Raw genomic sequence first — 8763 nt, forward strand, 5'->3', positions numbered from 1 at the left:
ATGAAGCTATGTGGATTAAACAACTGCACATCTATCATTTTGGCAAGTTTCAAAACCTCAAAATAAAGGATTTGTCCAAGGGAGCGGGCTTTATTTCTGGAGAAAATGAAGCGGGTAAATCTACCTTGATGAGTTTTATTAAATGTATGCTTTTTGGTTTTCCTTCTAAGCTTACCAGCGAAAGAAGGTATGAGCCAAAAGATGGGAACCGGATGGGCGGATCTCTTACATTAATGACAGAATCACACGGAGAACTGGCCATTGAGCGCGTAGCAGGAAAAGCGGCAGGTGATGTTACAGTCTATTTGGAGAATGGTGAACAGGCTGGTGAAGATTTTCTGCAAAGCGTGCTGAAAGGGCTGGACCGTTCGCTTTTTCAAGGAATCTATTGTTTTGACATCGATGGACTCCAGGAAATCGAAAAGATCAGCCGGGATCAGCTGGGGAGCTATCTGCTCGGCGCGGGTATGACAGGCAGTAAGGAGCTGCAGGAGCTTGAAGCCCTGCTGGAAAAAAAGCAGGCGGCGCTTTTTAAACCTGGCGGCAGGAAGCCGGTGATCAACGAAATGCTTCAGGAGCTCCACAGGGCAGAAGAAGATCTGCTGAAGTGGAAAAGGAAAAACGAAGAATTTCAGCCCGCCGCTTTGGAATTAAAAGAAGTGAAGGACTCTATACAAAGAGCGGAGAAAGAAAAGGCTCATCATCAGGAACAATGGTATCAGGCTCAAAAGTGGAAATCGGTGCTTCCGCCTCTGCAGAAGTGGAAAGAAAATAAACTGGCGCTCGATCAGCTGCAAGAGGGTGAGTTTCCTGAAAATGGACTGCAGCGGCTGGAGTATTTGCAGGAAAAGCTGTTTGATCTTGAAGGAGACTTGGCAGTTTGCAAGAATAAGAACGATGAAATTGAAAAGCAGCTTGCAATTCTGGCAATCGATGAACAAGTACTGAAAGAAGAGGCGCGTATTGAAGCCGTTGGACAGAAAATCCATTATCTTGAGAGTCTCTTGAACGACAAAGCGGGCTTGCTCCAAAAGGCTGAATTGCTAAGCAAAGAAATTCATCGTCTTATTCATGAAACAGGCTATGAAGGAGAAGACAATAACCTTTATGAATTGAACAATGGACTTGTAGCAAAAAACGGCCTTGTTCTCATGACAAAAAACCATGAATTGCTGCAGCAGAAGAAAGAATGGATGAATCAGGAGCTGACAGCCTCCCGCAGCCGTCTGGAATCAGCAGAGGAGCGGATGAAGCTTGCAAAAGGAAAGCTGCTCCATGAAGCGGATTTTCAGAAACTGAAGGAACATGCTGATCAGGATAGAACCTATCGAAGGCTCATGCTCGAAAAAGAACAGCTTCAGATGCAGATCAAAAATGCAGAGGGGAATAGTTCGTCACGCTCAGCTCCCCGGAAAAAGAACTGGATTCCGGCAGGAGCCTTATTTGTTTTTATTGCCGTCATTATCATCTATCTTGTAAGTAAAGGCGAAATGGCTGGAGCTTTGCTTTCAGCTTTGGCGCTGGGTGCCGGTTTCCTGTATTGGATGAAAAGCAGAATGAAAGAAAGAGGCAGCCATACGGGGAAGGAAAATCTTCCGGCTCTCTTGGTGCAGCTGCAAAAGCTTGAAGAACAGCTTGCGGGCATTTCAAATTTTGAAGAGCTTGACCGTCTACAGCAGCAATGGATCGAGGAGCAAGCGCAGCGCAATGAGTACAATAGGCTTCAGGAAGAAACAAAGCGGCTGGAACAGTCCTACCAGCAAACCGCAGCCGGCTATGACAAGCTGGAGCTGGAGGAGTTTGACAACGAGGCCAGCATCCAGGAGTGGAGCAGGGAAAATGGATTTAATGGACCTTGGCAGCACCTGCTTCTGCCTGGCTATTTTGAAAAGATTGAAAGACTGAAGGAACTATTGATCGAAAAATATCAATTGGAAGAAAGGCTTTCGCAGCTTCAAGTTAATATTTCCGTTATTTTAGAAGATGTGAACCAGCTTTCAAAACAGCTCGGCCTTTCAGAGCATGCCTCTTATCATGAGAGAATAATGCAAGCGCGTATGCTGCTTCAGCAGGAAAAGGAAAAGCAGCGGAAGCTTGAATTGCTTCAGGAAGCAAAACGGGCAGCTGTTGAGAATGAACAGGAATTACTGACGAAGCGTTTAAGTTACACAGCAGAAAGAACCCGGCTCTTTCAACAAGCCGGTGCTGATAACGAAGAGAGTTACAGAAAAAAGGGAGAAGCGGCAGATTCAAGGAAAAAGATACAGGAGCAACTGTCACAGGCTTCGCTGCAGCTTTATGCTTTTGGATACAGCGATGAAGAAATTTTCAATCTTTCGGACAGGCTGCTGGACAAATCTTTTAATCTGGAAAAGGAGATTGCTGCGGCAGAAGCCTATCTTAAAGAAAGTGAGCAGGAGTTAGAAAGCTTCAAGGGCAAAAGTGCTGAACTGTCCCTTCGCCTGCAACAGCTGCAGGAAGAGGGCAGCTACTCGGAATGCCTGCAGCGATATGAAACGTTAAAGGATATTCTGCAGGATCAAGCAAGAAAGTGGGCCGTTTACAGGACAGCTGCGGATCTGCTGAAACGAACGAAAGAAGAGTTTCATGCGGAGCGGCTGCCTGCCATTATAAAAAAGGCAGGAGTATATTTCTCCCGCATCACCGCTGGAAAATACGCGGATTTATTCCTGGCAGGGGAAAAGGAAAGTTTAATCATTGAGCGGAATGACGGTGTCCGTTTCAATCCCGTGGAGTTAAGCCGCGGGACAGCCGAACAGCTATACTTATGTGTGCGGCTTTCCCTAGCTTCTTTATACCAGAGAGAAGGAATGCCTCTGATTTTGGATGATGTGACCGTTAATTTTGATCCTGTCCGTACAAAACAGACCTTGGACCTGCTCATGGAGATCGGTGAAAAGCATCAGATCATCTTCTTTACGTGCCATGAAACGCTGTTCAGTGACAGGCCTTCCGTACCGGTCATCCATTTAAAGGAACCGCAGCCTGTCAGACCGGGCGACGGTGCGTTTTTATAAATTGACGTGTTTATGATATAAAAAGAGTAGCAGAAGTGCTTACAGAGCTGAACCTGCACACAGGAGGGGAACGACCAATGAGTGACTATAATGTTTACCTGGTGGAAGATGAAGAGAATCTTTCACAGGTTTTAAAAGCGTATATGGAACAGGAAGGCTGGAACGTGACCGTTTTTGACAATGGCGAAGAGGCCGCGAAAAACGTAGAAGATACCCCTCATCTTTGGATATTAGACATTATGCTGCCTGGAATTGACGGATATGAAGTATTACGAAAGATTAAACAGCATTCCGATACTCCGGTTATTTTTATTTCAGCCAGGGATCAGGACCTCGACCGGATCGTCGGTCTGGAATTAGGCAGTGATGATTATCTTGCAAAGCCATTTATGCCAAGGGAGCTTGTCATACGTGCTAAAAAACTTCTGATTCGGGTATATGAAAGCGGAGCAATGGTTCCTAAAAAAATAGAAATCACGGGGTATATCATTGATCCGGTCGCGAGAAAGATTACCTTTGACGAGGAACTGATCAATCTGACGTCAAAAGAAATGGACGTTTTGCTGTATTTGATTGAAAATCTTGGTACCTCAAAAGCCAGGGAAGAGATCCTAGCTCACGTGTGGGGCTCTGATTACTTCGGATCTGAACGTGCGGTTGATGATGTCATCCGGCGGGTAAGAAAGAAGATGCCGCGCTTAAATCTTGAAACGGTCTATGGTAACGGGTATAGGATCGTTACCTCATGATCCGTTTAAACCTGACACAGAGAATCTGGATATCGTTCGCCCTTTTAATTCTTCTCATAGGGCTTATTCTTGCTATTATCTTTCCGCTATCTATTAAAAAAACGATGACAGATGAAACCTATAAGATTATCAAAATCGAACAGGATAAACTTATGGATCAGGATAAAGAGATTCCTCAGCCTGATACATCGATTGATTTTATTGAGCGCAGAAAATTAGGCCGTTCTGTCGGACATGTGGTCATTAAAAATGATTATCTTGGCACAAAAGGAGACTATATTCCCGATCGCGTATTGGCTGAAATGGGTTCACACGCCTATAAGCAGAAGTCTGACCAGCAGAAGTATGAACTGACGTATGGCGATGCCACGCTGTTTTACATCGTTAAAAGACTGGAAACTGATTCACATGGCGACTTTTATTTAATTTCCTATATGTGGGATACGTACCGTGACCAGATGGTGGACCGGCTATGGACACGGCTTCTCTGGATCTTATTCTTCACAGGGATGATTGCCGTTATCCCGGCCCTTTGGATGGCCCGCTATCTTCGCGCTCCATTGACGATATTGGGCAGACGGTTTGAACAGATCGCCAAGCGAAACTGGAAAGAGCCCTTCATCTGGCATGAAGACGATGAATTCCAGAAGCTTTCGCAGCAGTTTGAATCCATGCGCCAGAATCTGATCCGATACGATACTGCTCAAAAGACGTTTATCCAGCATGCTTCACATGAACTGAAAACACCGGTCATGACCATTAAGAGTTATGCCCAGTCGGTCAAGGACGGCATCATGCCGAAAAATAACATTGAAGATATGATGGATGTAATCTTAAGTGAAGCCGACCGGATGGAAAACCGGGTAAAAAACATGCTGTATTATACAAAGCTTGATACACTGAAACAACAGACCCTTCAGTGGGAAATGATCTATTTTGGAGTACTTGCGGAAGAAATTATCAGCCGTTTCCGTTTTCAGCGGGATGATATTGAGCTTTCCATCATTGGTGATGAAGTTTTATTCTGGGGTGACCGTGAGCAGATCACAATCGTTTTTGAGAACTTTATCCAAAATGCGATGAGGTATGCACGATCCGAGATCATATTATCGGCAAAAGAAGAAGGAAACAACATCACCCTTGGCGTATGGAATGATGGAGAGCAGCTTTCAGACCGGGACCGTGAAAATCTTTTCCTGCCTTTCCGTAAAGGCAATAAAGGGCAGTTCGGTCTTGGATTAGCGATCGTGAATCGAATTGCCGAGCTGCATGGCGGAATACCCAAAGTGACCAATATTGAAGATGGTATTCTATTCGAAGTCATTCTTCCAAAGGACAGGCAGACATAAGTTTAAACAATATAAAATAAAATATGAGGTGGCATAATGAAAAAAGGTCTTGCTCAATATAAAGTGGGAGAAGTGGTAGACTCCTATTTAATGATAAAATCATCCACAAAATCTACAGCAAGCAACGGTAAACCCTTTTTAAACCTAATCCTGCAGGACCAGACAGGGGATATCGATGCAAAACTATGGGACTGCTCCCCGGAGGACGAACAGCAATATGTTCCACAGGCTTTGATCAAAGTTACCGGTGATATGAGCAACTACAGAGGAAAGATGCAGCTCAAGCTCAAACATATCCGTCCGGCATCTGAGATTGACGGCGTGAAGATTAGTGATTTTGTAGAAACAGCACCGCTTACACAAGATGTGATGATGGAGAAAATCACACAGTACATTTTTGAGATGCAAAATCCTAACATCCAGAGAATTACAAGGAACCTTTTAAAGAAATATCAGGATGATTTCCTAAAGTTCCCTGCAGCCGTGAAAAATCACCATGAATTCGTTTCTGGTCTTGCCTACCATGTCGTGTCCATGCTTGATCTGGCCAGGGGAATATCAACCCTGTATCCTTCGCTTAATACTGATCTGCTTTATTCCGGCATCATCCTTCATGACCTGGGCAAGGTGATTGAACTGTCCGGTCCTGTGGCTGCCAACTATACGCTGGAAGGAAAGCTCCTCGGCCACATTTCCATTATGGTGAATGAGATCGGGATTATCGCAAAAGAACTGGAAATTGAAGGAGAGGAAGTAACGGTCCTTCAGCATCTCGTGTTAAGCCATCATAGCAAACCAGAATGGGGAAGCCCGAAAGCACCGATGATCCGTGAAGCGGAGATCCTTCATATGATTGATAATTTCGATGCGAAAATCAACATGATGGACAGAGCGCTGGTCAAGGTGGAACCAGGGGAATTCACGGAAAAAATCTTTCCTCTGGAAAACCGCAGCCTCTACAAACCGCTTTTTGAAAAAGAATTAGCAAAAAAGTAATTGTCGTAACAATTTGAATATGGTAAATTTAGAGAGAGAGATAAATGAGATGGAGGCAATGACAAATGAAACCCATTGTTCAAGAAAAGGTGTCTGCTAAATAACTAACTAAATCAAATGTTGTACCGGACGGCTGAAGGAGCTCTGTTTCCTTACGTTATAGCGTACAAGTGTGATTTATTTAGTTATGACCTTTTCTCTTGAGCGATGGACCCATTTGTCATGCTATAGCCTTCAGCACGTAATAGAAGCCTATAGTTGACGTGGAATGCGCAGCTATAGGCTTTTTTATGCCCAATTTCAGCACTTTCCAATTATAAGCGCTCAAGAGATCGGTTGATTGTTATTTGATTGAAACATATGAAAAGAGAGTGATAGGGATGAAGTGGAAAGATTGGGACAGAAATATTAAAGTTCGGCTTTTGGGAGAGTTTGTAATTAATCTGCTGTTTTGGATGTTTTTCCCGTATATGGCGATTTATTTTTCCGATGAACTTGGAAAAGAACAAGCCGGTATGCTGCTGGTCGCTTCCCAGTTGGTGGGAGTCGTAACCAACCTGGTCGGCGGTTATTGTGCCGATACATTCGGAAGAAAGAAAATGATGGTGGTTGCCGGTGGAGGGCAGGCAGTTTCCTTTGCTCTGTTCGCACTGGCCAATTCTCCTTGGCTGAATTCGCCTGTGCTGACTTTTTTGGCGTTTACGGCATTAGGTTTGTTCGGATCTTTGTATTGGCCGGCAAGCCATGCAATGATCGCGGATGTAGTGCCTGAGAAGAACCGCAGTGAAGTGTTTGCTGTCTTTTATACGAGCATTAACATTTCAGTTGTGTTCGGACCGGCATTGGGAAGCATCTTCTTTTTCGATTACCGGTTTGAATTGCTGCTGGCCTGTACGATTGTTGGCATTATCCTGACTTTTGTCCTGCAGAGGTTTATCAGGGAAACCGTGCCGGAGAAGAAGCCGATTGTTGAAGACAAGAACGGCGAGCCGAAAAAATGGTCCGAGGTCGTCTGGGATCAGTTGAGAGATTACCGGGTAATTGCAAAAGATAAACTTTTCCTATTGTTTATTCTGGCAGGTGTGCTCGTCGCACAGACCTTTATGCAGCTTGATTTATTGATTGCGGTGTATACGACAGAAAAGGTTCCTGTACAGACGCTGCTTCATCTCGGTGACTGGTCACTATCGCTTTCAGGTGAAAAAGCGTTCGGTTACATCGTATCAACAAATGGTTTATTGGTCGCGCTGTTTACCGTTTTTATGTCAAAGTGGATGAACAAATACAAAGAAGGAAACATCTTTGTCATTTCCTCTCTTTTATATGGAGTAGGTATGCTGCTTTACGGCAACACGACCGTCATCTGGTTCCTTTTCCTGGCTATTACTGTCTTTACAGCTGCTGAGCTGATGGTCGTCGGCATTCAGGAGAGCTTTATCTCCAAGTTGGCTCCGGAACATATGCGCGGACAATATTTTGCCGCAGCAGGACTGCGTTTCTCCATCGGGCGAAGCTTAGCACCGTTAGCAATTCCGCTTACCATGTGGATTGGTTTTCAATGGACGTTCTTTATGCTGTTCGTTCTAACCGTAATCAGTGCAGGCTTATATCACGTGATGTTCCGTCTGCATGATAGAAAAATGGGAGAGACAGAAAAACAAAAGTCAGTTGCTCCCAACGCGGCAGGTTAAAAAAACAATAATCAAATGACATATCTTTCTTCCATGCTTCATAAGATGGGAATACGAAGCTTGTCTTTAGGAGGAATAGGAATGAAAGGATATGTAGCCCTGGGACTTGGAGTCTTACTCATTGTTGCTTTTGTTTTAAAAGAATTTGTTGCTCCTCTTCAATATTTCTTTGATTTAACGCCATTTTGGGTATACTTTGTGGTCGCAGGCATCATCTTCAGCGGATACCGGAGCTACAATTTAGGTTCTGAACAAAAGCTTCTCGACCTGAAGGTGATTGAACAAGAAGGGGAAGTATTCATGAAACGAATCGCTGAAGAACGTGAACGCAGAAGTAAATAGGGTAAATGTTTAACAAGCCGGCCGGCAAGGTACTGTGTATGAAACCTTGTTGGGCGGTTTTTTGTTTTTACGGGCGGGAAAGGTTGGTAAACAGTAGTGAAGATGTGGAAAAACACTTAACCAGGCTGAAAAACGAGTAATCGGTGTAAAAAGCGTTAAAAATCTGCCAGTTCTATGTGTTTTTTCTCTTCTTAGTTGAAATATAGCTGGTCAGAGCAGACATTTAGAGATTATTCAACTTGGAAATTATGATTTATCATTTATTTAGGAGTGCTAAAAGAATATATTATCGATATTAGAAGTATATTATCGAAACGGGTAATTTTATTATCGAAAAAACCATTTTATAATCGAAACACTCTATTTTATTATCGAACAGTTTATATTAACACAATTCGATAAATTTCGACCCATTCATTTATTCCAAACCATATAAAAAAAGGGGCTGTCCAAGAAGTCTGTAAGCTGTTGATTTCCGTTCCAGGCTGCTCGCTTTCCGCGGGGCGTGCGGTGAGCCTCTTGGTGCAAGCACCGGCGGGAGTCTCACCTGTCACGCTAGTCCCGCAGGAGTCTCGCATCTTCCACTTCAATTAACTTT

General features: G+C 43.9%; 6 protein-coding genes. All 6 read left to right on the top strand.

Annotation, left to right across the window (positions count from 1 at the left end; translation table 11 throughout):
* Positions 1-8 precede the first annotated feature (8 nt).
* The 6 genes from P4361_RS07895 (at position 9) to P4361_RS07920 (ending at position 8165) form a co-directional block, all read left to right on the top strand.
* Positions 9-3038 (top strand): AAA family ATPase, encoded by a 3030-nt coding sequence (locus tag P4361_RS07895; protein WP_328088914.1) that lies wholly within the window; start codon positions 9-11, stop codon positions 3036-3038.
* A 77-nt stretch (positions 3039-3115) separates the two neighbouring features.
* The gene (locus P4361_RS07900) at positions 3116-3787 is read left to right on the top strand and encodes a response regulator transcription factor (RefSeq protein WP_053355562.1); all 672 of its coding nucleotides are present in this window, start codon (positions 3116-3118) and stop codon (positions 3785-3787) included.
* Positions 3784-5136, top strand: a complete 1353-nt coding sequence (locus P4361_RS07905; RefSeq protein ID WP_053355561.1) for a sensor histidine kinase — start codon at positions 3784-3786, stop codon at positions 5134-5136. The genes P4361_RS07900 and P4361_RS07905 overlap by 4 nt, the downstream gene beginning before the upstream one ends.
* A 36-nt stretch (positions 5137-5172) precedes the next feature.
* Entirely contained in the window at positions 5173-6132 is a 960-nt protein-coding gene (gene yhaM, locus P4361_RS07910) for a 3'-5' exoribonuclease YhaM (RefSeq protein ID WP_062236691.1), read from the top strand.
* A gap of 380 nt (positions 6133-6512) precedes the next feature.
* Positions 6513-7823 carry an MFS transporter gene (locus tag P4361_RS07915; protein ID WP_328088916.1) on the top strand — a complete coding sequence of 437 codons (1311 nt, stop codon included), beginning with the start codon at positions 6513-6515 and terminating at the stop codon, positions 7821-7823.
* An 81-nt stretch (positions 7824-7904) separates the two neighbouring features.
* Complete coding sequence (locus tag P4361_RS07920) at positions 7905-8165, top strand: sporulation YhaL family protein (protein ID WP_082316026.1); 261 nt, start codon at positions 7905-7907, stop codon at positions 8163-8165.
* The last annotated feature ends 598 nt before the right edge of the window (positions 8166-8763 follow it).

The sequence above is a fragment of the Fictibacillus sp. B-59209 genome, assembly GCF_036216745.1.
Taxonomy (GTDB): Bacteria; Bacillota; Bacilli; order Bacillales; family Fictibacillaceae; genus Fictibacillus_C; species Fictibacillus_C marinisediminis.

Bases quoted from the DNA above. Each gene is read 5' to 3' on its own strand.
- P4361_RS07895 (WP_328088914.1), top strand. From the start codon at position 9: ATGTGGATTAAACAACTGCACATCTATCATTTTGGCAAGTTTCAAAAC.
- P4361_RS07900 (WP_053355562.1), top strand. From the start codon at position 3,116: ATGAGTGACTATAATGTTTACCTGGTGGAAGATGAAGAGAATCTTTCA.
- P4361_RS07905 (WP_053355561.1), top strand. From the start codon at position 3,784: ATGATCCGTTTAAACCTGACACAGAGAATCTGGATATCGTTCGCCCTT.
- yhaM (WP_062236691.1), top strand. From the start codon at position 5,173: ATGAAAAAAGGTCTTGCTCAATATAAAGTGGGAGAAGTGGTAGACTCC.
- P4361_RS07915 (WP_328088916.1), top strand. From the start codon at position 6,513: ATGAAGTGGAAAGATTGGGACAGAAATATTAAAGTTCGGCTTTTGGGA.
- P4361_RS07920 (WP_082316026.1), top strand. From the start codon at position 7,905: ATGAAAGGATATGTAGCCCTGGGACTTGGAGTCTTACTCATTGTTGCT.